Here is a 23,449-nt window from a genome sequence, read left to right as displayed (position 1 = left end):
CCATGGAAACCCTGACCGCGATCATCCGCGCCAAGCCGGGCCATGAAGATACCGTGGCGGCAGAACTGGCAAAGGTCGGCGCATTCGCCGCCGAGCACGAGCCGGACACGATAGGCTTCTTCGTGGCGCAGGACCCCGACGACCCCTGCCGGTTCACCACCTACGAACGGTTCACCGATGCCGCCGCCCGTGACCGGCACAACAACGGTGCCGGATCACAGGGGTTCTTTGCGGCGGCGGGCCACCTGCTTGACGGTGAGGTGACCATCGTAACGGCCAGGGAAATCTGGCCGCGCTAAAGCTGCACACCCTTGGTGAGCGCCCCATCGATCACCAAATTGGTGCCGGTGGTGAAACTGGACGCCGGGCTCGACAGGAACACCACGCCGCGCGCGATTTCCTCGGGTTTGCCCATGCGGCCCGTGGGATTGAGCGCCAGCGCCTGCGCGAAAAGCTCCGGATTGTTCTGTTCGATGTTCTCCCAGATGCCACCGGGGAAATAGGTATTGCCCGGCGACACGGTGTTGGCCCGGATACCGGCACCGGCAAGCTTCATGGCCAGCCCTTGCGCATAGTGCACCAGAGCCGCCTTGAAGGCCCCATAGGCGGGGCCGGTGAAATCCACCTCGCGGCCCGACACCGACGAGATCAGCGTGATCGCCGCCGCATCCGACTTTTGCAGGAACGGCATCGCCGCGTTCACAAGACGCACCGAATGCATCATGTCGACGCCAAAGCCGGCTTCCCACGCCGCCTCGTCATCCGCGACGGCCAGGGCCGAGACGTTCGCCACGACGATGTCGATGCCCCCCAGCGCAGCCGCCGAATCCTTCACCCATGACGTCAAGGCGTGCTTGTCGGCCACGTTCACGCCGCGGCCAATGGCTTTGACACCCTTTTTCTTCAGCGATTCAATCGTTTCCGTCACGCCCGCGCTGTCACGCGCGCAGATGGCGACATTGGCACCTTCCTCAGCAAAGATTTCGGCGCAGTGGCGGCCAATGCCCTTGGTGCCGCCGGTGATCAGAACGTTCCGGCCCTTGAGTCCGAGATCCATGAGAACTCCCCTTCCCTGTTATGCGAGATATTCTTTCTTCATCGACGCGCCGAGCGTGTACTTTGGATCGACCATGTTGCCGACCCGCATGCGCCCGGCTTGGGTGGCAAGGAAATAAGCCTCCGATTCCTCAAAGCCGTAATCCGCCACCATCCACGCCACCAGGTCGCGGTAAGCCATCCGCGCGGCGTCTTCCATCGGACGGGCGCTGCCCAGCGACATGATGAACTCCTCGTTCTCCAGCCGGACACCCGGGATCGACCAGCCCTTGATGACGTCGATCTGCACGGTCACCGTGGCGGGGATTTCCACCGCCACGCCGCAGAGTTCACCGTCACCTTGCCGCCCGTGGCAGTCACCGATGAAGAAATGCGCCTCGTCCCGCTGGACGGGGAAATAGACCACAGCACCCGGTGCCACGTCGGGACAGTCCATGTTGCCGCCCCAGTAGTCCGGTTGCAGGGAACTGACCGCTTCGATCTCGGGACTGACGCCCATGGTGCCGACGAAAGGCTCATAGGGCAGCGTCACCCGGTCCGAGAATTTGACACCGCCTTCCGGCGTCACCTCCATCTTCTTGACCCTTTCGGCGATCGGCACGTTCAGCATCTGCAACCCGTCGGCGACCAGCGCGCCGAAGCTGGGGATCAGCGCCGTGGTGCCCGCCGGTTGCGGGCCGCGCGGCAAGAGGTCAAGGATCTGCACCGCCAGAACGTCGCCCTTCTGCGCCCCTTCAACGGCGATGGGGCCGTTCTGGGGATTGACGAAAGGCATGTTGAGCACCTGGCTTGGCAGGTCCGCCTCGGACTTGATCGCGCCGCCGAAGGCATCGAGCGTTTCGACCTCGACCGTATCGCCGGGAGCGATGCGCATCACCGGCTTGGCGTAGGGGCCATAGACGTAGTGATACTCGCCCTGGTCTTCCTCGCTCAGCCGATGGGTGGTGCCATTCGCGCCGCCAGACACGCCCCTGCGCGCCATGATTGAGGTTTCGATCCAGCCCATTTTCGCCTCCCTGATGATCACCCTGTCCCGACACAAGCTAGCCCAAATCGGGATGCCTGCAATGCCAATCGGTGGCGTTCTGGTATGCCGCACCGGCCCTCAGGATCACCGCTTCGGACAACATCGGGCCGACGATCTGCATGCTGGTCGGCATGCCCTGCCCGTCCAGCCCGTTGGGCAGCGTCAGCGTCGGGCTGCCCGAGAAATCGAACGGCGCCGTGTAGCGCAGGATCGCGTTCAGCACCTCCGGATCGGCGCCGTAACCGGCCATCTGGGCCAGTGTCGGCGTGGGCGTGGGCATTGTGGGGCAAAGCATGCAGTCGATCCCTTCGAACATCGTCTCCAACGCCTGCGAGAAGGTCACCCGCAGGATATTGCCGCGCGCCACCTGAACGCCCGTTGCCGCCAGCCCTTGGTCGATCAGGTTACTGAGGTCCGGGCCATATTCGGCGGCCCGCGCCGGGTAAGTCTCGCGGTGAACGTACGCGGTTTCGACGGCGCACATCATTACCCATTCGGCAACCAGTTCCTCGTAGGGCGGCAGCGTGATCTCAACGATCCGGGCACCGAGGCGCTCGAACTGCGCGATGGCGGCCTCCAGCGCGGCCGCGACGCTGGCCTCGACCCCGTCGAAGGCATAGTCCCGGTCCACCCCGATGCGCAGGTCGCGCACGCCGCGCCCAAGGCCCGACATGTAGTCCGGCACCGGTACGTCAAGCGATGTGGGGTCCTTGGGATCGTGGCCCGCGATGACCTGAAGGGTCGCCGCGCAATCAGCGGCGCTGCGGGTCATGGGGCCGACGTGGTCCAGCGTCGGGGCAAGATCGAACACGCCATGGCGGCTCACCCGCCCCCAGGTTGGCTTAAGCCCGCTCAGTCCGCAAGTGGCGCTGGGATACCGGATGGACCCGCCCGTGTCGCTGCCCAGCGACGCGAAACAGAAGCCCGCAGCGGTCGCCACGCCCGAGCCCGATGAGGAAGTCCCGACCCAGTGATCGCGGCTGAGCGGGTTGACCGGGACGGAGACGTTGGGGTGATGCCCCGTGTAGGCCCCTTCGGTCATGGCGATCTTGCCCAGAATGACCGCGCCTGCCGCCTCAAGCCGGTCGACCACGGTGGCGTTGGTTTCAGACATCAGCCCTGCGTTGATCCCCATCCCGGCGGTGGTCGGCGCGAAATCCGTGCGGCACAGGTCCTTCACCGCGATAGGCATTCCGTGCAGCGGGCCAAGGCAGCGCCCGTCGCGCAGCGCCGCGTCGGCGGCATCTGCCTTTGCCAATGCCCGCTCCGTACAGACGTGGAAATAGGAATGGTAGCCCGGGTCCAGCGTGCCGATCCGCTCCAACATCGTCTCGGTCAGGGCGCGCGCGCTGGTCTCGCCGGTTCTGAGCGCCTCGGCGGTCTCAACAAGGCTGCGGTAGTGAACGGGTCGGGTATCCATATTCGTCCTCTCCTCGGCGGGCGCGCCTTGCGGCGCGGCATCTCTCTGCCAGTCTCCGCTTACCGGATCGCGATGTCCATTGCGCTCTGACGCCATGTGGATATTCAGCAGCCCCGAGGTGCGGCCTGACGGCGCGACTGGCCGTCGGCCCCCGCGAACGGCGCACCATTGAGCATCCTCAACTTGCCAAGTGGCCGCGCGAATGATCGTATCATGCAGCAAAGGGAGCAAAGGCATCATGCGCTGCAATCACACCATTCACCAGCACCACCATCACTTTGGCTGGAACAACCAGAACCAACCGGTGCTCAGTGTCCGTCCTGGCCAAACGGTCGAGATGGAGACCGTGGACAGCTCGGGCGGCCAGCTCGGGCCCGGCGCGTCCCTGCTCGATCTTGAGAATCTCTCCTTCGACAAGGTCAATCCGGTAACCGGGCCGATCTTTGTGGAAGGGGCCGAGCCCGGGGACGCTGTGGCGGTCACCTTTCTTGACTTCAAGCCCTCCGGCTGGGGCTGGACGGCAAACATTCCCGGTTTCGGGCTGCTGTCGGACCAGTTCAAGGACCCGGCGCTGCACATCTGGATGTACGACGCGACCGCGATGACGCCCGCGCTCTATGGGCCGGGGGGCAAGGTGCCGCTCAAGCCCTTTGCGGGCACCGTCGGTCTGGCACCGGCCCAGCCCGGCGCCCATTCCATCGTCCCGCCGCGCCGGGTCGGCGGCAATCTCGACATCCGGGACAATTGCGTCGGCACGACGCTGTACCTGCCGGTTGAGGTGGCAGGCGGATTGCTGTCGATCGGCGATACCCACGCCGCCCAGGGCGACGGCGAAATCTGCGGCACGGCAATCGAAAGTCCTATGGTGGTTTCGGTGAAGATCGACCTGCTCAAGGACGCGCGGCTGCCGTTTCCCCGGTTCGAAACCTCGGGGCCTGTCACCCGGCATTTCGACGGGGCGGGATACAAGGTCACGACCGGGATCGGCACCGACCTGATGCAATGCGCGCGCGACGCGGTCTCGGGCATGATCGACTGGCTTTGCGCGACGACGCATATGACGGATGTCGAAGCCTATATGCTCTGCTCGGTTTGCGGGGATTTGAGGATCAGTGAGATCGTGGACATGCCCAACTGGACCGTCTCGTTCTATTTTCCCAAGGTTGTTTTGGGTTGAGGATCGAAACCACCGTTCCACCGAACGACCGGTCGGTGTCGGATTGATCCCGGTCGAGGGAAATGCCTGACGTCATCTTCGTGCGTTCTTGATACGCGACGGCGAAACGCCCAGTCTGCCGGCATGGACGGATTGACACCGATAAAGCTTGCCACTGACTCTCTTCGCGCCGCCATTCTGCCGAAGGGCGCGACACTGGCTGCGCTGCGCCTCGGGCCGGATGGCGACAACCTCGTCCTTGGGTTTCGCAATCCGCGTGATCATGTCGACGTGCCTGCCTATGTCGGACCGCTCGTGGGCCCGGTTGCCAACAGGATTGCGGAGGGCCGGGTCAATCTGGGCGGCAAGAGCTACCAGATGCCCCGCAACGAAAACGGGGAGACCTGTCTGCATTCAGGCGCCGAAGGCCTACACGCGCAGGTGTTCGAAGTGCGGGAACTGACGAAAAGCGCTGTCACCCTTGCGCTCACGCTTCCCGACGGCGCGCAGGGCTTGCCCGGGCGGCGCGAGATCGCGGCGCGTTACAGCGTGGAAGGGTCCTGTCTGACCTTGGAGATATTCGCCAAGACGGACCGGACCACGCCCATGAACATCGCGGCGCATCCCTACTGGAAGTTCGACGATCGTCCCGACGTGTCAGGCCACCTGCTGCAGATATCCGCGGAGAAGTATCTGCCCACTGATGAGCGCAAGCTTCCCACCGGAGAGATTCGCTCGGTGACAGGCACGGATCTCGATTTCCGCACCCCGCGTCCGGTACCCCTGACACCCGCCCTCGATGTCAATTACTGCCTCGCACGGCAGCAGAGGCCCGAAACCGCCCCCTGCGCGACGCTGAAAGGCGCGACGGGGATCACGCTGCATGTCTCGACCGATGCCCCCGGACTGCAGATATACAACGGCGCCTTCCTGCCGCGGATAGCCGGGGTATTGGACAACGGCGGCAATCTGGCGCCCTACGGCGGGATCGCGATTGAGCCGCAATTCTGGCCCGACGCACCACGCCACGCGGGCTTCCCCTCGATCATCCTGCATCCCGGCGAGACATGGCGTCAGACGACGCATTTCCGCCTCACGCTGCCCGGATAATACCCCCGCATCGCCCCATTGCCGCCGCGCCCACGGCATCCTGTTGGCGCAGACTGCTGCTCTAGGCTGGACAGACCCGCCTGTCTGGCCCTTGCAAAAGGAGCAGCCAGATGGCACGTCCCGAACCCCAGAACCCCCCGCCCGCGCCGCCGAAACCGGCGACGGGACAGACACAACGCCCCAAACCCACGGCAAAACCGCGCCCAAAGCCGATCATCACCGATTACGCCAGCATCTGAGCCGTGACAGGGCCGCGACTTCGGCCCTAGACTGGGAACATGAGAACACCAGTCTCGACCATCCGAAACCTCGGCCCCGCGGTCGAGGCCGCCTGCACCGCCGCAGGCATTCCCGATGCCGAAACCCTGCGCGCTCTTGGCGCTGAGGCAGCCTACGCGAAGCTGATTGGCAGCGGTATGAAACCGCATTTCATTGGCTATTGCGCCATGGTGATGGGCCTGCAGGGCCGCCCGTGGAATGACTGCCACGGCGATGAAAAGAAGGCGCTCCGGGCCCGTTTCGACAGTCTGAAAGCGCAAATCGCTGCAACCCCCGAAGACGAGCTTGAGCGGTTGCTGGACGAAATCGGTGTCCGCGCCCGTTAGGATAACTGCGGAACCAAGCCGGACCCAAGGGGTTTTCTGCACATGACGGATATCGAAGATACTCCCCCAGGCCTCAATGCGACGCAGAAAGAAGACCTGAACCGTCTTCGGCGACTGGCAAAGACGATGGACAGCGCCTACCGCCTGCCCATAATCGGCACCCGCATCGGCTGGGACGCGATCCTCGGCCTGATCCCCGGTGTTGGCGATGCGCTCGCCCTCGCGCCCTCTTTCTACATCATCGCGAAGGCGCACGGCATGGGCGCGCCATCCGGCCTGCTTCTTCGCATGGGGGCGAACACGGCAATTGACCTTGCCATCGGGGCAATCCCGCTGTTGGGCGATATCTTTGACATCGCCTGGAAATCCAAGCTGCGCAACCTGGCGCTCCTTGAAAAACACCTGGGCCAGCGACCCGGCTAAAGAAAAAGGGCCGCGCAACGGCGGCCCTCTCCCGAAACTCTTTGGATCGGCTTAACCGACCAACTCAAGGCCGGAAAAGAAATAAGCGATCTCGACCGCCGCCGTCTCTGGCGCGTCGGAGCCGTGGACAGAGTTCTCACCGACGCTTTCGGCGAACTCGGCCCGGATCGTGCCGGGGGCCGCATCGGCGGGGTTCGTAGCACCCATGACTTCGCGGTTCTTGGCAATGGCGCCCTCGCCTTCCAGCACCTGCGCAACGATGGGCGCGGAGGCCATGAATTCGCACAGCTCTTCGTAGAAGGGACGCTCGGCGTGCACCTTGTAGAATTCGCCCGCCTGCGCCTTGGTCAGGTGGATACGCTTTTGCGCGACGATGCGCAGACCGGCATCTTCGAATTTCTTGTTGATCGCGCCAGTGAGGTTACGGCGAGTGGCGTCGGGCTTGATGATCGAGAAGGTACGCTCAAGGGCCATGTGGCTTGCTCCTTTGGGGGGTGTGAATTTGCGCGCTCCCTAGCATGGGGCAAATCCCTTGAAAACCCGCGATTGACGAGGCCCGCACATTGGGCCACACCGCCCCCATGCTGCGCATATCCGACATCAGCTACTCGGTCGAAGGACGCCCCCTGTTCGAGGAGGCCTCGGCCACGATCCCCGAAGGTCACAAGGTTGGCCTCGTCGGGCGCAACGGCGCGGGCAAGACCACGCTTTTCCGGCTGATCCGGGGCGAGCTGAGCCTTGACGGGGGCGAGATCGCCCTGCCCTCGCGCGCCAGGATCGGCGGCGTGGCGCAGGAGGTGCCGTCGTCCGAGACCTCGCTGCTCGACACGGTTCTGGCGGCGGACACCGAGCGGGCGGCGCTGATGGCCGAGGCAGAAACCGCAAGCGACCCGGGCCGCATCGCCGAGATACAGGCGCGTCTCGCGGATATCGACGCCTGGTCCGCAGAGGGCCGCGCAGCAGCGATCCTCAAGGGGCTTGGCTTCGACGATAACGAACAGCAGATGCCCTGCTCGGCCTTCTCTGGCGGCTGGCGGATGCGTGTGGCACTGGCGGGCGTGCTCTTTGCCCAGCCCGACCTGCTGCTGCTAGACGAACCGACAAACTACCTCGACCTCGAAGGCGCGCTCTGGCTGGAAAGCTATCTGGCGAAATATCCCCATACGGTCATCATCATCAGCCACGACCGGGGCCTTCTGAACCGCGCCGTGGGCAGCATCCTGTATCTCGAAGACCGCAAGCTGACCTTCTATCAGGGCCCCTATGACCAGTTCGCGCGCCAGCGCGCTGAACAGCGCGCCGTGCAGGCGGCCATGGCCAAGAAACAGCAGGCCCGGCGCGATCACATGCAGGCCTTTGTTGACCGCTTCAAGGCCAAGGCGTCAAAGGCCAAGCAGGCGCAGTCCCGGATCAAGATGATCGAGCGGATGGACATGATCGCCTCGCCGGAACAGGCGGCGAAACGTGTCTTTACCTTTCCCGAACCCGAAGAGCTTTCACCGCCCATCGTTGCCATCGAAGGCGGCGCGGTGGGCTATGCTGAGGACAAGCCGGTGCTGCAGCGCCTGAACCTGCGCATCGACCAGGACGACCGCATCGCGCTTCTGGGCAAGAACGGACAGGGGAAATCGACCCTGGCCAAGCTACTGTCGGACCGGTTGCCGCTGATGCAGGGCAAGGCCGTCAAGGCCAAGAAACTGCGCGTGGGCTTTTTCGCCCAGCATCAGGTGGACGAGTTGCGCGTAAATGAAACCCCGCTTCAGCACATGATCGCGGCCCGCCCCGGCGTGCACCCTCCCAAGTTGCGGGCGCAGCTTGCGGGCTTTGGCCTCGGCGCGGAACAGGCCGAGACCGAGGTAGGACGCCTCTCGGGCGGTCAGAAAGCACGGTTGTCCCTGCTGCTGGCCACGCTTGACGCGCCGCACCTTCTGATCCTCGACGAACCGACGAACCACCTCGATATCGAAAGCCGCGAGGCGCTGGTCGAGGCGCTGACGAAATACACCGGTGCGGTGATCCTTGTCAGCCACGACATGCACCTGCTGTCGATGGTGGCCGACCGCCTGTGGCTGGTCTCGAACGGCACCGTGAAGCCCTATGATGATGACCTCGAGGCTTACCGACAGATGCTTCTGGCCCCGGCAAAACCGGCGGGCAAGGAGACCAGGCCCAAGGAGGCCCCCAAGCCGAAACGCGCCAGCCGCGACGAGGTGCTCGCGCTGCGCTCCGAAGTCCGCAAGGCCGAAGCGCGCGTCGACAAGCTGAACGAGATGCGCGACAAACTGGCCCAGAAACTTGCCGATCCGGCACTTTACGAAGACGCCAACGTCGGCAATCTGGAGGTCTGGAATCGCAAATACGCAGAAGTGATGGAGGCACTGGACCGTGCCGAGGCGCTCTGGATGACAGCCGAGGAGAACCTGGAAAAGGCGACCGCCTGATGCCCTCTTTCTTGCCATATCAATTCCCGGGGAGTCAGCCTTGCTGACGGGGCAGCGCCCCAAATTCCCGATGAAATAAGACAGAACGACACCAATGGAACTCGACACCGCCTACATGATCACCGTTTTCGTCACCATGTTCGTGGTGATCGACCCCATCGGTATCGCGCCCCTGTTCCTCGCCCTCACGCGCGGCATGACGCCCGGCCAGCGCCGCCGCATCGCGGTGCGGGCCACCATGACTGCGGCCTTCGTGTTGGCGCTCTTTGCCTTCTTCGGCGAGGCGCTTCTGGGCTTTGTCGGGATCTCCATGCCCGCCTTTCGCATCGCGGGCGGAATCCTGCTGTTCCTGACCGCGCTCGACATGCTTTTCGAGCGCCGGACAAAGCGGCGCGAGGACAAGACCGAAGAGCAGCATCCGGATGACCCTTCGATCTTTCCCCTGGCGATCCCCCTCATGGCAGGACCGGGTGCCATTGCCTCGGTGATCCTGCTGATCGGAGAACGCCCAGGCGGCGAAGGGATGATAACCGTGTTGTCAATCACCGCACTCGTGCTCATTGCAATGACACTGATCCTGATGGCGTCGAGCTATCTCGACCGGCTCATCGGCAAGACCGGGATCGACGTGATCACCCGCATCCTCGGCATGCTACTCGCCGCGCTTTCGGTGCAATTCGTGCTTGATGGGCTCGCGGCCTTCGGATTTGGCCCTCGCCCCTCCTGACTGGGCGATATGGGATACCTATATCTGGGTCATGGAAAGCATCGAAACCGGACAATTGATCTATCTCGTTGTGCTGCTGGCCATGGTCGGCGGCTGGTTCCTCATGCAATCGCGTGAGGGGCTGAATAAGACACTGCAATATGCGGCTGTTTGGGCCATGATATTCGTGGGTGGGGCGGCCGCCGTAGGGCTCTGGCAGGACATCAGCCGCGATGCGCGTACGCCGCAGTACTCCGTGGCGGGCAGCGATCAGATCATCGTGCCAAGGGCGCGGGACGGACATTACTACCTGGGCCTCGAGGTCAACGGCGCGCCGATCCGCTTCGTCGTGGACACCGGCGCCACCGACATGGTGCTGACGCAGGCCGACGCGGCGCGCGCGGGGCTCAACCCCGATGAACTGTCCTTCCTTGGCCGGGCAAGTACCGCGAACGGGCTGGTGCGGACCGCCTACGTTCGGCTGGACGAGGTGCAACTGGGCGGCGTGACCGACCGGGACGTCCCGGCAGTCGTGAACGAGGGCGAGATGGCGCAATCCTTGCTTGGCATGGGGTACCTGCAGCGCTGGGGCCGAATCGAGATCGCGGGTGGTGAACTGGTTCTGACCCGTTAAGGGGGTTGGACGGGGCGTCCACCTTACCAGACAGTGCTGAGCCTCGCGCCGAGATCGTCATGCAACGCGTTGTAAGGTGGGCGTGTCGCCCACCCCACCCTCAGGTCTCGGCCTTCTTCTCCCAGCGCCCCGATTCCTCTGACCAGTATTGCGCCGCCGCACCGGCCTCCTTGAGCGCTTTCCACTGCGCCCGGGCCTGCGACAGTGCGGCATCATCGTTCCCGTCAAAAAGGATGCATACGCGCTCAAGTGCCTTGACCTCATCCGCCGTCACCCCGGCACCCAGCACCGACATCACGCAATGCGGCGCATTCACCGCCTCGGTCTCAGTCGTCAGCAGAACCGGCTGCTCAGCGTCCATCGGGCCGCCCGCCATCCCGTGCGGCAGAAAGCCGTCTTCCGGCCCCAGCCACAAGGCGCGGTCGAGCGCTTCCAGACCCGCCGCATCCGGACCGCGCACCGCGACACGCCAGCCGTTCTCCAGCGACTTCGTCAGCAACATGCGCAACGTTTCAACCAACGGTCGGCGCGTCAGGTGATAGAAATAGGCCGCACCCATCGCGCGCCTCAGGCTTTTTCGAACATATCAGCCACGAGACGATTGAGCGCCGCGACACCCCAGCCGGTCGCCCCCTTCGGTGCCAGCGTCGTGTCTGCCTTCACCGACGCGACCCCCGCGATATCGAGGTGTATCCAGGGTGTCTCGTCCTTGACGAAACGCTTGAGGAACTGCGCGGCGGTGATCGACCCCGCCGGGCGCCCGCCGACGTTCTTCATATCAGCGATGTTGCTTTTCAACTGCTCGTCGTAGGCCTGGCCCAGCGGCATACGCCAGGCCCCCTCTCCCTCGGCCTTCGCGGCCTTGAGGAAGGCATCGCAAAGCGTGTCGTCGTTCGAGAATACGCCGGCATTCTCATGCCCCAAGCCGATGATGATCGCCCCGGTGAGCGTGGCGAGGTCGATCATGCCCGCAGGCTTGAACCGTTCCTGCGCGTACCACATGACGTCACAGAGCACGAGACGGCCCTCCGCATCGGTATTGATCACCTCGACCGTGTCGCCCTTCATGCTCTTGATCACATCGCCCGGGCGAATGGCTGTACCGGAGGGCATGTTCTCGACAAGGCCGACCAGACCAACGACATTGGCCTTGGCCTTGCGCAATGCCAGCGCCTTCATCGTGCCTGCGACGACACCCGCACCGCCCATGTCCATGGTCATGTCTTCCATGCCACCTGCAGGCTTGAGGCTGATCCCGCCGGTGTCAAAGACGACACCCTTGCCGATGAGGGCCAGCGGCCTGTCGGCTTTTGCGCCACCGTTCCATTCCATGACGACCACCTTGGAAGGACTGTCGGATCCCTGTCCCACGGACAAGAGGGTGCGCATTCCAAGCTTTGCGAGCTCTTCTTCATCCAGAACCTGAACTTTCACGCCGACCTTCTTGAGCGCCAGAAGTTGCTCGGCGAAAGTCGTTGTCGTCAGCACATTGGCGGGCGCGCTGACGAGATCGCGGGTAAGGAACGCCCCTTCGGCCACCGCCAGCAGCGGCGCGGCCGTCTCCGTGGCCTCGTCCGGTTTGCTGCACATGATCTCGACCGCGCCCTTGCGGGACTTGGGTTCGCTCTTTTGCTTCTCGTAAGAGTAGTCGCGCATGGCGAGGCCAAAAGCCACTTCCGCCACACGGCGCATGCCTGCAGCCAGCAAGAGCGCATCGGCCTCGCCCCGCAGCTTGGCCAGCGATGCGCCTGCCTTGCGCGCGTCCTCGACGCTTGCCTTGCGCGGCAGGTGGATCACGTCGACGGCTTCGGCCGCCATACCGGTCGGATAAGCCAGTGTCAGCGCATCACCGGGTTTCGACTTGGCGAATTTCTGCCCCTCGACCAGCCGCGCCAGCGCCCCCTTGGTCAACTTGTTGACCCTGCGCGCACCCGCATCGAGCCGGCCTTCGGGGTCCACAAAAACGGCAACGCGGCCCGTATGGGATGCGATTTTCTCGATATCTGTCTCAACAAAGCGGATCGGCGTCAGTTCGGTCATTTCATGTGTCCCTGTTCTCGGTCGCCACCACACCTAGCGCGGCTGGCCAGACATGACCAGTTAGCAGTTTTCCATTGCCATATTTTGCTTTAGACAGGAGAAAAAAATCAGCCCGGCAGGCATTTTTGGGGGACCGCAGTGGCCAGACTAGACCGCTATATGCTGTCACAGCTTCTGCTGCTGTTTGGCTTTTTCGCCCTCGTCCTCGTGGCACTTTTCTGGATCAATCGCGCGGTTGTCCTCTTCGACCGGCTGATCGGCGATGGTCAATCCGCGCTGGTGTTTCTCGAGTTCACGGCGCTGGGTCTGCCCAAGCTGATCACCACGGTGCTGCCCATCGCGGCCTTCGCGGGGGCGGTTTATGTCACCAACCGGATGAGCAGCGAGGCGGAGATCACCGTCCTGCAATCGACCGGCTCCAGCCCCTGGCGACTGGCAAGGCCTGTGTTCATCTACGGGCTCTGCGTGGCGCTGATGATGAGTGTCCTCAGCCATTTCCTCGTCCCCATGGCACAGGCCCAGCTGAATCAGCGCGAGACCGAGATATCGCAGAACGTCACCGCAAGCTTGCTGCGCGAGGGGCGTTTCCTGCATCCAACCGAGAACGTCACCTTCTACACGCGGCTTATCGATGAAGACGGGGTGCTGCGGGATGTTTTCCTTTCCGACCGGCGCAAGCCGACCGAGGGGGTCATCTATACCGCTGCCGAGGCGTACCTCGTGCGCAACGGTCCCGGCACGACGCTGATCATGGTCGACGGGCTGGCCCAGCGGATGAACAAGGCCGACAAGCGGCTTGCCACGGCCAATTTTCGGGACTTTTCATTCGATATCTCTTCCCTCGTGAAGCAGACCGCCGACAGCAACCTGGTCGTGCCCAACATCGTGACACCGCGGCTGCTGACCGACTGGGATCGCATCTCGGACCGGACGGGCGACAGCATCGGCATCATCGCGGAGGAACTGCATTCGCGTTTCGCGCAGCCGCTCTTTTGCATCGTCGCCGCCATGGTGGGCTTTGCGACCCTGCTGCTGGGCGGGTTTTCCCGTTTCGGCATCTGGCGCGAGGTCGCGATCGCCTTCGGCATGCTGGTGGCAATCGACGGGATACGTGGTGCGATGGTCAATTCAGTGCGCGCCGATGCCGCACTCTGGCCGCTCATGTACGTGCCATCGGCAGTTGGCGCGCTGCTGGTTGTCGGCATGCTCTGGCACCTGTCAAACCCCGGGCGGTTCCGGCGGCGGAGGTCGGCTGCATGATCTTGCATGTCTACTTCGCCCGTCGCTTCGCCATGGCCTTTCTGCTCATCACCGGGGTGCTCTTTGCGCTGGTGATGCTGATCGACGTGGTCGAACAGACCCGCAAATTCGGCAGCTTCGGCATCGGTTGGCAGAAAATCCTCGGTCTGACGCTTCTCAATGCGCCGCAGACCATCAACCTGATCCTGCCGCTGATCGTGATCCTTGCCACGGTGACGCTCTTTGTCTCGCTTGCCCGCTCCTCCGAACTGGTCGTGACCCGCGCGGCGGGACGGTCGGCGATGCGAGCGCTGATCGCGCCCGTCGTTGTGGCGCTGATCATCGGTGTGATGGCTGTGGGCATGCTGAACCCCATCGTTGCCGCGACGGGCAACCGCTACCTGCAATTGTCCGAAAGCTACCGCGCGGGCGGTGCATCCGCCCTGTCGATTTCCGACGAGGGCCTCTGGCTGCGGCAGGGCAGCGCAGCCGGGCAAACGGTAATCCGGACCTGGCGCTCGAACGCGGACGCTTCGGTGCTCTATGACGTGACCTTCCTGACCTACGACTCCCAGAACGGTCCCGTGCAGCGAATCGAGGCAGGCAGCGCCGCCCTTCGCGACGGCGAGTGGTCGCTGCGGAATGCCAAGACCTGGCCGCTGAGGCCCGGCATCAATGCCGAGGCAAATGCCACGTTTCACGATACCATGACAATCCCGTCCTCGCTGACGCTCGAGCGGATCAGAGAGAGCATCGGGCGCCCCGCCGCTGTCTCGATCTACGATCTGCCGACCTTCATACGGCAGTTGGAACAGGCCGGGTTCAGCGCACAGCGGCACAAGGTCTGGCTGCAGACGGAATTCGCGCGTCCGCTCTTCCTGATGGCGATGGTGCTGGTCGCCAGTGCCTTTACCATGCGCCACACGCGTTTCGGCGGCACTGGCGTCGCGGTCCTGACGGCAGTGCTGCTGGGCTTCGCGCTTTATTTCATCCGCAGCTTCGCGCAAATCCTGGGCGAGAACGGGCAAATCCCTGTGCTGCTGGCCGCCTGGGCACCACCCGTTGCGGCGATCCTGCTTGCCGTTGGTCTTCTGCTTCATGTCGAGGACGGCTAGGGGATGCGACTGCTTCTTCTCACGCTCGCGCTGCTTCTGGTGCCGCTCAGCCTTGTCGCACAGGATTCTGAGCCAAGGCCCGCGATCCTGATCGCGGACAATGTCTTCATCAACGCAGATCGCACGCTTGTGGCCGAAGGCAATGTCGAGGCCTTCCAAGGTGGGACACGCATCCGGGCCCGCGCAATCCGCTACAATCAGGACAGCGGCGCACTGGAGATCGAAGGGCCAATCACTTTGACCGACGGCGCGGACACCATCATCCTTGCCGATGCCGCCCAGCTCGACGCGGATTTCCGGAATGGGCTGCTGACCGGAGCCCGGTTGATCCTGGCCCAGCAACTGCAGCTGGCCGCACGCCGGGTCGACCGGGTCAATGGCCGTTACAACCAGCTTTCCAAGGCCAGCGTCACCTCCTGCCGGGTCTGTGACGACGGGACACCCCCGCTCTGGCAGATCAGGGCCAAACGGATCATCCACGACGAGCTGGAGCAACAGCTCTACTTCGACGAGGCGCAGTTCCGCATTCTCGACGTCCCCGTTTTCTATGTCCCGCGTCTCCGCCTGCCGGGGCCGAAGCTCGAACGCGCGACGGGTTTCCTCGTACCCTCGATCCGCACGACCTCCCAACTTGGGACCGGGTTCAAGATCCCCTACTTCATCAAGCTGAGCGATCACCGCGACCTGACCGTCACCCCCTACCTGTCCAGCGTTACCCGCACTGTCGAGCTGCGCTACAGACAGGCCTTCCGGCAAGGACGGATCGAGTTCAACGGCGCCGTCACCCGTGACGACCAGCGCCCCGACAAGACGCGCGGATATCTCTTCGGTCGGGGCGACTTCGAGCTCGCGCGCGACTACAAGCTGAACTTCGACGTCGAGATCACAACCGACCGGGGCTACCTCAACGAATACGGGTATTTCCTTCAGGACCGGCTCGAAAGTCAGGTGACGATCAGCCGTGCGCGGCGCGACCAACTGGTGCGCGGCAGTTTCTACAATTTCGAAAGCCTTCGTGCCGGGGACATCAACGACAATCTCGCCACCGTGGTCTTTGACGGCGAATACGAGCGGCGGTTCTTTCCGCGAAAGGGGGGCGGCGAATTGCGCTTCCGGATCGAGGCACACACCCACCGGCGCAATTCGGACCGCGATACCGACGGCCCGGATCCCGATCTCGAGGTCGATGGCCGTGACGTGGCGCGCATCCACGGCCGTGTGGACTGGCTGAAACGGTACACCTGGCCTGTGGGCCTCGTTACCGATGCCCAGGCAGGCATTAGCTTCAACCTTTTCGACATCACGCAGGATGCGACCTTTGCGCAGAACCAGTCGGATATCGTGCCACGGGCGGCGCTGACGCTTCGCTATCCCTTGCTGCGCCGCGACGGCGGCGGCATCACGCAGGTGATCGAGCCTATCGCGCAGGTTGCCTGGACACGCGGTGAGAGACTGCTTGTGCCCAACGACGAAAGCACCAGGGTGGAATTCGACGAGGGCAACCTGCTGTCCTTGTCCCGGTTTCCGCGCCCCGACCGGCGCGAACGCGGCACCGTCTACGCGCTTGGCGTGAACTGGTCGCGCGTCAACCCCAACGGCTGGGACGCGAACGTGAGCCTTGGGCAGGTGTTCCGCAGCGATCCTGACGACGCCTTCTCGGCCTCTTCGGGACTGCAGGGCACGACCTCGAACTTCCTGCTTGCCGCACAGGTCGAAAGCAACAACGGCGTGTCGCTGACCGGCCGCAGCCTGTTTGACAAGGAACTCCGCTTTGCCAAGGCCGAGTTGCGCGGCAACTGGGGCTTCCGGCGCGGCAGTCTGGGCGGGTCCTACGTCTGGCTCGACGAGGATCTGGCTGAGGACCGGGCCGAGGCGGTCTCCGAAATCCTGCTCGACGGGCGCTATGACATCAACCGCCACTGGGCGGTGCGCGCGGACTGGCGTTTCAACGTCGCCGACGACCGGTCCGCGACAGCGGGCGTCGGGCTGAGCTACAACAACGAATGCCTTGCCGTCGATCTCACCGTCGCGCGCAGCTATTCTTCCTCCACGGCTGTTGAGCCCACCACCAATTTCGGCTTTAACGTGGGGCTGAGGGGTTTTGCCGCCTCATCGGGCAGTCAACGATACATTCGCTCATGTCAAAGGTGATCCAGATGAAAATTTCCGCCGTGATCCGTGGCCTAGCCGCCGCCTGCGTGATCGCCGTGACAGGGCAAATGGCCCAGGCCCAGAACCTCTTTGCCCCCGTCGCCCGCGTCGATGACGCGGTCGTCACGGAGTTCGAGGTGCAGGAGCGGCAGCGCTTCCTCCAGCTTCTGAATGCTCCGGATGCGGACCGCGAAAGCGTCATCGAAACCCTGATCGACGACCGCCTGCGCAACAGGGCGGTAGCGCAGGCCGGGATCGAACTGACCAGCGAAGGGCTGCAGAGCGGGCTGGAGGACTTCGCTTCCCGTGCCAATCTGTCGGTTGAGGAATTCTCCCAGGCGCTTGAGCAGTCCGGCGTCTCGCGCGAAACCTTCCGCGATTTCGTCGCCAACTCGTTGGGGTGGCGCGAACTGGTTCGGGGCCTCTACCTTAACCGCGTGCAGATCGGCCAGGACGAGATCAACCGCGCGCTGGCCGACACCGCCGCTTCGGGGTCCGGCATTCGCGTGCTCCTGTCCGAAATCATCATCCCCGCACCGCCCCAGAACCGCGCCCGTGTGAATGCGCTGGCGGACCGTATATCGCAGTCCCGAAGCGAGGCGGAATTCTCCGGCTATGCCCGCCAATACTCCGCCACCGCCTCGCGCGGACGCGGCGGCCGCATGCCATGGACACCGCTTGAGAACCTTCCTCCGCAGCTGCGCCCGCTCATTCTGGCGCTCGCCCCCGGCGAGGTGACATCGCCGCTCCCGATCCCCAATGCGGTGGCCCTGTTCCAATTGCGCGGGATCGAAGAGACCGGCACGCCGGCGAAGACCTACGCCGAGATCGAGTACGCGACCTACTACATCCCCGGCGGTCGGAGCGAGGCCGCTTTGGCCACAGCGGCCAGGGTCCGCGATAATGTCGACGTCTGCGACGACCTCTACGGCATCGCAAAAGGCCAGCCCGAGGAAGTGCTTGAGCGCGCGACCAGGAAGCCAGGCGAGATCCCGCAGGATATCGCTATCGAACTGGCGAAACTCGACGCAGGGGAAAGCTCCGTCGCGCTGACCCGCAACAACGGCGAAACGCTGGTCTTCCTGATGCTGTGTGGCCGCAAGGCCGAAGCCAATGCCGAAGCGACCCGCGAGGAAGTCGTGAACGCCCTGCGCCAGCGCAAACTGCAGGGCTATGCGGACGTGCTGATGACCCAGTTGCGCGCCAACGCCCGCATCATCAGGCAATGAGCCTGACCGCCCGGCCCGTCGCCATCTCCTGCGGGGAGCCTGCGGGCATCGGTCCCGAGGTCGCCGCGCGCGCCTGGACGGTTCTGGCGGGGGAAGTGCCGATGGTCTGGCTCGGCGATCCGCAACACCTTCCCGAGGGTACAGCCTACAAAGTCATCGAGAGGCCGGATGAGGCCGCTGCGCTCGACACCGACGTGTTGCCCGTCATCGCCCGCGACTTCGGCAGCCCGGCCGTGCCCGGCACGCCCGATCCCGGCCACGCACAGCACGTCATCGACATGATCGCCCTCGGGGTGTCCCTTGTCCGCGACGGCGCGGCCTCGGCCCTCTGCACCGCGCCCCTCAACAAGAAGGCGCTGAAGGACGGCGCGGATTTCCCCTACCCCGGTCACACCGAGTACCTCGCGGCCCTTGGCGGGGTCGAGGACGTGGTCATGATGCTGGCCTCCGATCAACTCCGCGTCGTGCCTGCGACGATCCACATCCCGCTCGAACAGGTTCCCTTGCAGCTGACACCCGCTCATCTGAGGCGTGTGATCGAGACCACGCACGAGGGACTGCGCGACCATTTTGGCATCGCCAGGCCGCGCCTTTCCATCGCCGGTCTGAACCCCCACGCTGGCGAAGGCGGGACAATGGGCACGCAGGAAGAGGAATGGATTGCCCCCCTGATCGACATGATGCGGGACGAAGGCTATGACCTTACCGGGCCCCTGCCCGCTGACACGATGTTCCACGCCGCCGCCCGCGCCCGCTACGATGCGGCTGTGGCGATGTATCACGACCAGGCACTGATCCCGATCAAGACGCTGGACTTTGACCGCGGGGTGAACGTGACGCTTGGCCTGCCTTTTATCCGGACGTCGCCAGACCACGGTACCGCCTTCGACATCGCGGGCAAAGGGCTGGCCAATCCCGGCAGCATGATAGAAGCGATCCGCCTCGCGCACCGAATGGCACGGGGCTGATGAGCGCCATCGACAGCCTGCCGCCCCTGCGCGAGGTGATCGCCCGGCACGGGCTGTCGGCACGGAAATCGCTGGGGCAGAACTTCCTCCTCGATCTCAATCTAACCGCCAAGATCGCCCGGCAGGCCGGCGACCTGGAGAATTGCGACGTACTTGAGATTGGCCCCGGACCGGGTGGGTTGACGCGGGGCCTTCTCGCGGAAGGAGCGCGGCACGTGCTGGCAATCGAGAAAGACAGCCGCTGCCTGCCGGCACTGGCCGAGATCGCCGAGGCCTATCCCGGGAGGCTCACGGTCATCGAGGGCGATGCGCTTGAGATCGACCCGCTGGCGCATCTGACGCCGCCCATCCGCGTGGCCGCGAACTTGCCTTACAACGTCGGTACCGAACTGCTGGTACGATGGCTGACGCCGCGGGACTGGCCGCCCTTCTGGGAAAGCCTGACGCTGATGTTCCAACGCGAAGTGGCCGAGCGGATCGTGGCGCAGCCCGGCTCTAAGGCCTACGGGCGTCTGGCGATTCTCGCGCAATGGCGCGCCGAAGCCCGCATCGCCATGCAACTGCCGCCCGGGGCCTTCACGCCGCCGCCCAAGGTATCCTCCAGTGTCGTGCACCTTACCGCTTTGCCCGAACCCCGCTTTCCCGCCGACCCCGACGTGCTTTCGCGGGTCGTCGCCGCCGCTTTCAATCAGCGGCGCAAGATGCTGCGCGCCTCGCTCAAGGGAGTCGCCCCGGACATCGAGGACCGGCTGATCGCCGCCGGGATTGCCCCTACCGACCGGGCCGAACAGGTGCCGCTTGAGGGTTTCTGCGCGCTCGCACGCCAGGTCGCCACCAGATGAGGCTTAGCTGGGTTCTCGCCCTGATGGCCGCGCTGCTTTTCGGCTGCGGAGCAAGAGCACCCACGCGCGGCACCGAGGCCGAGATCGCCGCCCTGGCGGCGGCATTGCAGCAAATGTCACCGGACATAGCCGCTGCAGAGGCAGCTGAAGCCGCGCGATTGTCCTTCCAGTCCACCTATGACCTGGCACTGGCCTACCAGATCACCGATCCCCCGCTGGTCCATAACGCCAAGGTCAACGCCGGGCGCAAACCGCGCGGTCTGTGCTATCACTGGGCCGAAGACATGCAGGCGCGGCTGGAGGCGGCGGGGTTCGCCACGCTTGGGACCGCGCGGGCCAATGCCGACAATCCCATCCTGATCGATCACAGCACCACCGTGATCGTGCCAAGGGGCGCGCCGATGGAGACAGGGGTGGTCGTCGATCCCTGGCGGTATGGTGGGCGGCTTTTCTGGGCACCCGTGGTAAAGGACAGCCGCTATGACTGGCGTCCGCGTGAAGACGTTTTGCGCAGGCACGGGCGCATCAGGTACATGCAAAGGCCCGAAGGGTCGCGGGCACCGCCGCCTGTCGAGTGAGGCATCCTCGCCCAGGGCCGCCTGTCCGAAAATGAAAAAGCCCCGCCATCTCGGGGCTTCCCATCACTCGGCCGCTTCCGGCTGGTCGCCGCCGCCGCCGTCGCTCTCTGCCTTCGGCTTGGGCTTGCGCCGGGGTGCGCGCTTGGGCTTGGCCTTGCTTTCCGGTGTTTCGACGAGGCCGCTGTCGCTGTCTTCGTCCTTGGCCTCTGCCGGGATATCGGGCTGCGGTGCACTCCCGGGATCGCCAGCGCTCTGGTTGCTTTCGCGCTCCTGACGCTCCGCGCGTTCGCGATCCCGCTCGGCCTGGCGCTCGCGGTTCTGGCGCTCCTGCTCCTCGCGGCGCTGCTCCTGCTCGCGCTGCGCCTCAGAGAGAAGCCTCAGGTAGTGCTCGGCATGCTGCTGGAAGTTCTCGGCGGCGACGCGGTCGTTCGCCAGCTGCGCATCGCGGGCCAGCTGGTTGTATTTCTCGATGACCTGCTGCGGCGTGCCGCGCACCTTGCCTTCGGGGCCGGAGCTGTCGAAGACGCGATTGACGACATTGCCGCCTTGCTGATTGCGGTTGCGGTTACTCTTCGACCGGGACCGTGATCTCGTGGATTTCATGAAAGGATATCAGCCTTCAGTGCTGGTTAGCTTTGATGAACCGATGCGCGACGCGCTGAAAGGGTATTCGGTTACCTGGATTGTTGGGCATAACGCCGCGCGGGACCGCCAAAGCATCCACCGCTGCAACGCCCCTGAATATGCACGCTTAGACCGTCACGGCAAGGGCAAATGCGCAATTTCCGGGCAAAAATGGTACAACTTGCAGATTTACGCTGGTTGTCCCGCGCAAACCACGCGCGCACGGCCGTCAAGATCATGGGCAAGTTCGACGCTGGCCCATCCCGCGGCGCGGAAGATGCCACACACCGCCTCACCCTGCTGCCAGCCGATCTCGACCAGCACGCGGCCCTGCGCAGTCAGGTAACCCTGAGCCTCTGACGCGATGATACGGTACGCGGAGAGCCCGTCGAAGCCGTCCGTCAGGGCCATATGGGGTTCGTGGTCGCGAAGTTCAGGTGCGACATCGGCCATTTCAGACTGGGCAAGGTAGGGCGGGTTGGACAGGATGAGATCAAAGCGGCCCTCCACCCTCTCGAACCAGTCAGATTGGAGGATCTCTGCCCGCCCGCCAACGCCCAGATGCACCGCATTGGCGCTGGCCTGAAGACAGGCATCCTCGGACAAATCGACCCCCGTGCCCCGCGCATCGGGCCGCTCTGCCAGCAGCGTCACGAGAATGCAGCCGGAGCCGGTTCCGAGATCGAGCACCGTGTTGAACGGCTGGCTCAGGGCCAGCTCGACAAGCGTCTCTGTTTCCGGTCTGGGATCAAGCACATGGCGGCTGATCTTGAAGTCGCGCCCGTAGAAGGCCCTGCTTCCGACCAGCTGCGAAACCGGTACGCGCACCGCCCGCAGCGCGATCAGGTGCTCGAAGCGTTCCGCGATCTCCGGTGCGATCTCCTCGGGCGCGATCAGCGTGACCCGCGCCGCATCGACCGAGGCCGCATGCGCCAGCAACAGCCGCGCATCGCGCGCGGGATCGGGCACCCCTGCCGCCCGCAGGCGTGCGGCGGCAGCGGCCATCGCTTCTCCAGCGGTGCTCATGACGCGATCTCGGCCATCTGCCGGGCCTGCGCGTCGGCGGTCAGCGCATCGACGATCTCATCGAGGTCCCCTTGCATCACCTGATCAAGCCGGTAAAGCGTCAGGTTGATCCGGTGATCGGTCAGGCGCCCCTGCGGGAAGTTGTAGGTCCGAATCCGTTCGGACCGGTCCCCCGATCCCACCTGTGCTGCCCGGTCGGCCGAGCGTTCGCTGTCCACCCGGCTGCGTTCCAGATCATATAGCCGTGCCTTGAGCACCTGCATCGCCTTCTCGCGGTTGCGGTGTTGCGACTTCTCGGAGGAAGTCACCACGATGCCGGTGGGAATATGCGTGATCCGCACGGCGGAATCGGTCGTGTTCACATGCTGGCCGCCCGCGCCCGAGGACCGCATGGTGTCGATGCGCAGATCGTTCGGGTTGATCTCGATATCGACGTCCTCAGCCTCGGGCAGCACCGCGACGGTCGCCGCCGAGGTATGGATACGCCCCCCGCTTTCGGTGCTCGGCACCCGCTGGACCCGGTGCACACCGCTTTCGAACTTCAGCCGGGCAAAGACATTCTGGCCGGTGATATGGGCCACGACTTCCTTGACCCCGCCAAGCTCGGTCATCTGTTCCTCGATCAGTTCGAAGCGCCAGCCCTTGGCCTCGGCATAGCGCTGGTACATGCGCAAAAGGTCCGCGGCGAAGAGCGCGGCTTCTTCCCCGCCCGTGCCGGGACGGATTTCCAGCATCGCGGGCTTGGCATCCGCTTCGTCCTTTGGCAACAGTGCGACCTGCAAAGCCCCTTCGGCCTTTGGCAGGGCCGCCTTGAGACCCGGCAGCTCCTCGCGCGCAAGTTCGGCCATCTCGGGATCGGCCAGCATCGCCTCGGCCTCGGCAATGTCCCGCTTCAGCTGTTTGTAGGCACGAATCTGTTCCACCACCGGCTTGAGATCGGCGTATTCCTTGGCCAGCGCCGCATAATCAGCCCCGCCCGAGCCAGCCGACATTGACGCCTCGATGAATTCGAAGCGCTGGCTGATCTGCTCTAGTCGGTCCAAAGGTATCATCGTGTCA

Annotated in this window: 25 protein-coding genes; 16 read left to right on the top strand and 9 right to left on the bottom strand. The window is 64.3% G+C overall.

Annotated features, from left to right (window positions below):
- Window positions 1–2: 2 nt before the first annotated feature.
- Window positions 3–299: a putative quinol monooxygenase gene (locus tag AB2B41_RS04030; RefSeq protein WP_367876458.1), complete on the top strand. Its 297-nt coding sequence runs from the start codon at window positions 3–5 to the stop codon at window positions 297–299.
- Here the strand turns inward: AB2B41_RS04030 and AB2B41_RS04025 are convergent.
- From AB2B41_RS04025 to AB2B41_RS04015, 3 genes are read right to left on the bottom strand one after another with little or no spacing between them, the layout of a single operon-like run.
- Entirely contained in the window at window positions 296–1,057 is a 762-nt protein-coding gene (locus AB2B41_RS04025; RefSeq protein ID WP_367876457.1) for an SDR family NAD(P)-dependent oxidoreductase, read from the bottom strand. The two genes, AB2B41_RS04030 and AB2B41_RS04025, sit on opposite strands and share 4 nt — an antisense overlap.
- Window positions 1,058–1,075: 18 nt before the next feature.
- Entirely contained in the window at window positions 1,076–2,062 is a 987-nt protein-coding gene (locus tag AB2B41_RS04020; protein WP_367876456.1) for an acetamidase/formamidase family protein, read from the bottom strand.
- A gap of 37 nt (window positions 2,063–2,099) precedes the next feature.
- Entirely contained in the window at window positions 2,100–3,503 is a 1,404-nt protein-coding gene (locus AB2B41_RS04015; RefSeq protein ID WP_367876455.1) for an amidase, read from the bottom strand.
- 238 nt (window positions 3,504–3,741) lie between these two features.
- Between AB2B41_RS04015 and AB2B41_RS04010 the strand changes: the two genes are divergently transcribed.
- From AB2B41_RS04010 to AB2B41_RS03990, 5 genes are all read left to right on the top strand, one after another.
- Entirely contained in the window at window positions 3,742–4,680 is a 939-nt protein-coding gene (locus AB2B41_RS04010) for an acetamidase/formamidase family protein (protein ID WP_367876454.1), read from the top strand.
- 123 nt (window positions 4,681–4,803) lie between these two features.
- Window positions 4,804–5,769, top strand: coding sequence for an aldose epimerase family protein (locus AB2B41_RS04005; protein ID WP_367876453.1), 966 nt, complete (start codon window positions 4,804–4,806; stop codon window positions 5,767–5,769).
- A 110-nt stretch (window positions 5,770–5,879) separates the two neighbouring features.
- Window positions 5,880–6,008 carry a hypothetical protein gene (locus AB2B41_RS04000; RefSeq protein ID WP_367876452.1) on the top strand — a complete coding sequence of 43 codons (129 nt, stop codon included), beginning with the start codon at window positions 5,880–5,882 and terminating at the stop codon, window positions 6,006–6,008.
- Window positions 6,009–6,047: 39 nt separating this feature from the next.
- Entirely contained in the window at window positions 6,048–6,374 is a 327-nt protein-coding gene (locus AB2B41_RS03995) for a TfoX/Sxy family DNA transformation protein (protein ID WP_367876451.1), read from the top strand.
- A 42-nt stretch (window positions 6,375–6,416) separates the two neighbouring features.
- Window positions 6,417–6,797 (top strand): DUF4112 domain-containing protein, encoded by a 381-nt coding sequence (locus AB2B41_RS03990; protein WP_367876450.1) that lies wholly within the window; start codon window positions 6,417–6,419, stop codon window positions 6,795–6,797.
- Window positions 6,798–6,848: 51 nt separating this feature from the next.
- Here the strand turns inward: AB2B41_RS03990 and ndk are convergent, their stop codons facing one another.
- Complete coding sequence (gene ndk, locus AB2B41_RS03985) at window positions 6,849–7,271, bottom strand: nucleoside-diphosphate kinase (RefSeq protein ID WP_367876449.1); 423 nt, start codon at window positions 7,269–7,271, stop codon at window positions 6,849–6,851.
- Between the two features lie 107 nt (window positions 7,272–7,378).
- Between ndk and AB2B41_RS03980 the strand changes: the two genes are divergently transcribed.
- The 3 genes from AB2B41_RS03980 (at window position 7,379) to AB2B41_RS03970 (ending at window position 10,578) form a co-directional block, all read left to right on the top strand.
- The gene (locus AB2B41_RS03980; RefSeq protein ID WP_367876448.1) at window positions 7,379–9,238 is read left to right on the top strand and encodes an ABC-F family ATP-binding cassette domain-containing protein; all 1,860 of its coding nucleotides are present in this window, start codon (window positions 7,379–7,381) and stop codon (window positions 9,236–9,238) included.
- Between the two features lie 94 nt (window positions 9,239–9,332).
- Window positions 9,333–9,965 (top strand): MarC family protein, encoded by a 633-nt coding sequence (locus tag AB2B41_RS03975; RefSeq protein ID WP_367876447.1) that lies wholly within the window; start codon window positions 9,333–9,335, stop codon window positions 9,963–9,965.
- A gap of 31 nt (window positions 9,966–9,996) precedes the next feature.
- Window positions 9,997–10,578 (top strand): retropepsin-like aspartic protease family protein, encoded by a 582-nt coding sequence (locus AB2B41_RS03970; protein WP_367876446.1) that lies wholly within the window; start codon window positions 9,997–9,999, stop codon window positions 10,576–10,578.
- 100 nt (window positions 10,579–10,678) lie between these two features.
- Here the strand turns inward: AB2B41_RS03970 and AB2B41_RS03965 are convergent, their stop codons facing one another.
- Both AB2B41_RS03965 and AB2B41_RS03960 read right to left on the bottom strand, forming a co-directional pair.
- The gene (locus tag AB2B41_RS03965) at window positions 10,679–11,137 is read right to left on the bottom strand and encodes a DNA polymerase III subunit chi (protein WP_367876445.1); all 459 of its coding nucleotides are present in this window, start codon (window positions 11,135–11,137) and stop codon (window positions 10,679–10,681) included.
- An 8-nt stretch (window positions 11,138–11,145) separates the two neighbouring features.
- Window positions 11,146–12,618 carry a leucyl aminopeptidase gene (locus AB2B41_RS03960; RefSeq protein WP_367876444.1) on the bottom strand — a complete coding sequence of 491 codons (1,473 nt, stop codon included), beginning with the start codon at window positions 12,616–12,618 and terminating at the stop codon, window positions 11,146–11,148.
- Between the two features lie 138 nt (window positions 12,619–12,756).
- On the opposite strand from AB2B41_RS03960, the gene lptF reads away from it, so the two are divergent.
- From lptF to AB2B41_RS03925, 7 genes are read left to right on the top strand one after another with little or no spacing between them, the layout of a single operon-like run.
- A complete protein-coding gene (gene lptF / locus AB2B41_RS03955) occupies window positions 12,757–13,878 on the top strand; it encodes an LPS export ABC transporter permease LptF (protein WP_367876443.1) in 1,122 nt (373 codons plus the stop codon).
- Window positions 13,875–14,972 (top strand): LPS export ABC transporter permease LptG, encoded by a 1,098-nt coding sequence (lptG, locus tag AB2B41_RS03950; protein WP_367876442.1) that lies wholly within the window; start codon window positions 13,875–13,877, stop codon window positions 14,970–14,972. The genes lptF and lptG overlap by 4 nt, the downstream gene beginning before the upstream one ends.
- 3 nt (window positions 14,973–14,975) lie before the next feature.
- A complete protein-coding gene (locus AB2B41_RS03945; protein ID WP_367876441.1) occupies window positions 14,976–17,123 on the top strand; it encodes an LPS-assembly protein LptD in 2,148 nt (715 codons plus the stop codon).
- A 5-nt stretch (window positions 17,124–17,128) separates the two neighbouring features.
- Window positions 17,129–18,352, top strand: coding sequence for a peptidylprolyl isomerase (locus AB2B41_RS03940; protein WP_367876440.1), 1,224 nt, complete (start codon window positions 17,129–17,131; stop codon window positions 18,350–18,352).
- Window positions 18,349–19,320 (top strand): 4-hydroxythreonine-4-phosphate dehydrogenase PdxA, encoded by a 972-nt coding sequence (gene pdxA / locus AB2B41_RS03935; protein WP_367876439.1) that lies wholly within the window; start codon window positions 18,349–18,351, stop codon window positions 19,318–19,320. The genes AB2B41_RS03940 and pdxA overlap by 4 nt, the downstream gene beginning before the upstream one ends.
- On the top strand, window positions 19,320–20,162 hold the full coding sequence (rsmA, locus tag AB2B41_RS03930; protein ID WP_367876438.1) for a 16S rRNA (adenine(1518)-N(6)/adenine(1519)-N(6))-dimethyltransferase RsmA: 843 nt from the start codon (window positions 19,320–19,322) through the stop codon (window positions 20,160–20,162). Before pdxA ends, rsmA begins: the two co-directional genes overlap by 1 nt.
- Window positions 20,159–20,740, top strand: coding sequence for a hypothetical protein (locus tag AB2B41_RS03925; RefSeq protein ID WP_367876437.1), 582 nt, complete (start codon window positions 20,159–20,161; stop codon window positions 20,738–20,740). The genes rsmA and AB2B41_RS03925 overlap by 4 nt, the downstream gene beginning before the upstream one ends.
- Before the next feature lie 63 nt (window positions 20,741–20,803).
- Here AB2B41_RS03925 and AB2B41_RS03920 read toward each other — a convergent pair whose 3' ends face one another.
- The 3 genes from AB2B41_RS03920 to prfA form a co-directional block, all read right to left on the bottom strand.
- Window positions 20,804–21,343: a DUF4167 domain-containing protein gene (locus AB2B41_RS03920; RefSeq protein ID WP_367876436.1), complete on the bottom strand. Its 540-nt coding sequence runs from the start codon at window positions 21,341–21,343 to the stop codon at window positions 20,804–20,806.
- Between the two features lie 210 nt (window positions 21,344–21,553).
- Window positions 21,554–22,390, bottom strand: a complete 837-nt coding sequence (gene prmC / locus AB2B41_RS03915; RefSeq protein WP_367876435.1) for a peptide chain release factor N(5)-glutamine methyltransferase — start codon at window positions 22,388–22,390, stop codon at window positions 21,554–21,556.
- On the bottom strand, window positions 22,387–23,442 hold the full coding sequence (prfA, locus tag AB2B41_RS03910; RefSeq protein WP_367876434.1) for a peptide chain release factor 1: 1,056 nt from the start codon (window positions 23,440–23,442) through the stop codon (window positions 22,387–22,389). Before prfA ends, prmC begins: the two co-directional genes overlap by 4 nt.
- Window positions 23,443–23,449: the final 7 nt, after the last annotated feature.

It is taken from the genome of Sulfitobacter sediminis (assembly GCF_040811725.1).
GTDB classification, from domain to species: domain Bacteria; phylum Pseudomonadota; class Alphaproteobacteria; order Rhodobacterales; family Rhodobacteraceae; genus Sulfitobacter; species Sulfitobacter sediminis.
The sequence above is the reverse complement of the archived record's forward strand: the minus strand, read 5'-3'. Positions and strand labels throughout refer to the sequence as shown.

Excerpts from the sequence above, each read along its gene's own strand:
- AB2B41_RS04030 (WP_367876458.1), top strand. The coding sequence starts at position 3 with ATGGAAACCCTGACCGCGATCATCCGCGCCAAGCCGGGCCATGAAGAT.
- AB2B41_RS04025 (WP_367876457.1), bottom strand. The coding sequence starts at position 1,057 with ATGGATCTCGGACTCAAGGGCCGGAACGTTCTGATCACCGGCGGCACC.
- AB2B41_RS04020 (WP_367876456.1), bottom strand. The coding sequence starts at position 2,062 with ATGGGCTGGATCGAAACCTCAATCATGGCGCGCAGGGGCGTGTCTGGC.
- AB2B41_RS04015 (WP_367876455.1), bottom strand. The coding sequence starts at position 3,503 with ATGGATACCCGACCCGTTCACTACCGCAGCCTTGTTGAGACCGCCGAG.
- AB2B41_RS04010 (WP_367876454.1), top strand. The coding sequence starts at position 3,742 with ATGCGCTGCAATCACACCATTCACCAGCACCACCATCACTTTGGCTGG.
- AB2B41_RS04005 (WP_367876453.1), top strand. The coding sequence starts at position 4,804 with ATGGACGGATTGACACCGATAAAGCTTGCCACTGACTCTCTTCGCGCC.
- AB2B41_RS04000 (WP_367876452.1), top strand. The coding sequence starts at position 5,880 with ATGGCACGTCCCGAACCCCAGAACCCCCCGCCCGCGCCGCCGAAACCG.
- AB2B41_RS03995 (WP_367876451.1), top strand. The coding sequence starts at position 6,048 with ATGAGAACACCAGTCTCGACCATCCGAAACCTCGGCCCCGCGGTCGAG.
- AB2B41_RS03990 (WP_367876450.1), top strand. The coding sequence starts at position 6,417 with ATGACGGATATCGAAGATACTCCCCCAGGCCTCAATGCGACGCAGAAA.
- ndk (WP_367876449.1), bottom strand. The coding sequence starts at position 7,271 with ATGGCCCTTGAGCGTACCTTCTCGATCATCAAGCCCGACGCCACTCGC.
- AB2B41_RS03980 (WP_367876448.1), top strand. The coding sequence starts at position 7,379 with ATGCTGCGCATATCCGACATCAGCTACTCGGTCGAAGGACGCCCCCTG.
- AB2B41_RS03975 (WP_367876447.1), top strand. The coding sequence starts at position 9,333 with ATGGAACTCGACACCGCCTACATGATCACCGTTTTCGTCACCATGTTC.
- AB2B41_RS03970 (WP_367876446.1), top strand. The coding sequence starts at position 9,997 with ATGGAAAGCATCGAAACCGGACAATTGATCTATCTCGTTGTGCTGCTG.
- AB2B41_RS03965 (WP_367876445.1), bottom strand. The coding sequence starts at position 11,137 with ATGGGTGCGGCCTATTTCTATCACCTGACGCGCCGACCGTTGGTTGAA.
- AB2B41_RS03960 (WP_367876444.1), bottom strand. The coding sequence starts at position 12,618 with ATGACCGAACTGACGCCGATCCGCTTTGTTGAGACAGATATCGAGAAA.
- lptG (WP_367876442.1), top strand. The coding sequence starts at position 13,875 with ATGATCTTGCATGTCTACTTCGCCCGTCGCTTCGCCATGGCCTTTCTG.
- AB2B41_RS03945 (WP_367876441.1), top strand. The coding sequence starts at position 14,976 with ATGCGACTGCTTCTTCTCACGCTCGCGCTGCTTCTGGTGCCGCTCAGC.
- AB2B41_RS03940 (WP_367876440.1), top strand. The coding sequence starts at position 17,129 with ATGAAAATTTCCGCCGTGATCCGTGGCCTAGCCGCCGCCTGCGTGATC.
- pdxA (WP_367876439.1), top strand. The coding sequence starts at position 18,349 with ATGAGCCTGACCGCCCGGCCCGTCGCCATCTCCTGCGGGGAGCCTGCG.
- rsmA (WP_367876438.1), top strand. The coding sequence starts at position 19,320 with ATGAGCGCCATCGACAGCCTGCCGCCCCTGCGCGAGGTGATCGCCCGG.
- AB2B41_RS03925 (WP_367876437.1), top strand. The coding sequence starts at position 20,159 with ATGAGGCTTAGCTGGGTTCTCGCCCTGATGGCCGCGCTGCTTTTCGGC.
- AB2B41_RS03920 (WP_367876436.1), bottom strand. The coding sequence starts at position 21,343 with ATGAAATCCACGAGATCACGGTCCCGGTCGAAGAGTAACCGCAACCGC.
- prmC (WP_367876435.1), bottom strand. The coding sequence starts at position 22,390 with ATGAGCACCGCTGGAGAAGCGATGGCCGCTGCCGCCGCACGCCTGCGG.
- prfA (WP_367876434.1), bottom strand. The coding sequence starts at position 23,442 with ATGATACCTTTGGACCGACTAGAGCAGATCAGCCAGCGCTTCGAATTC.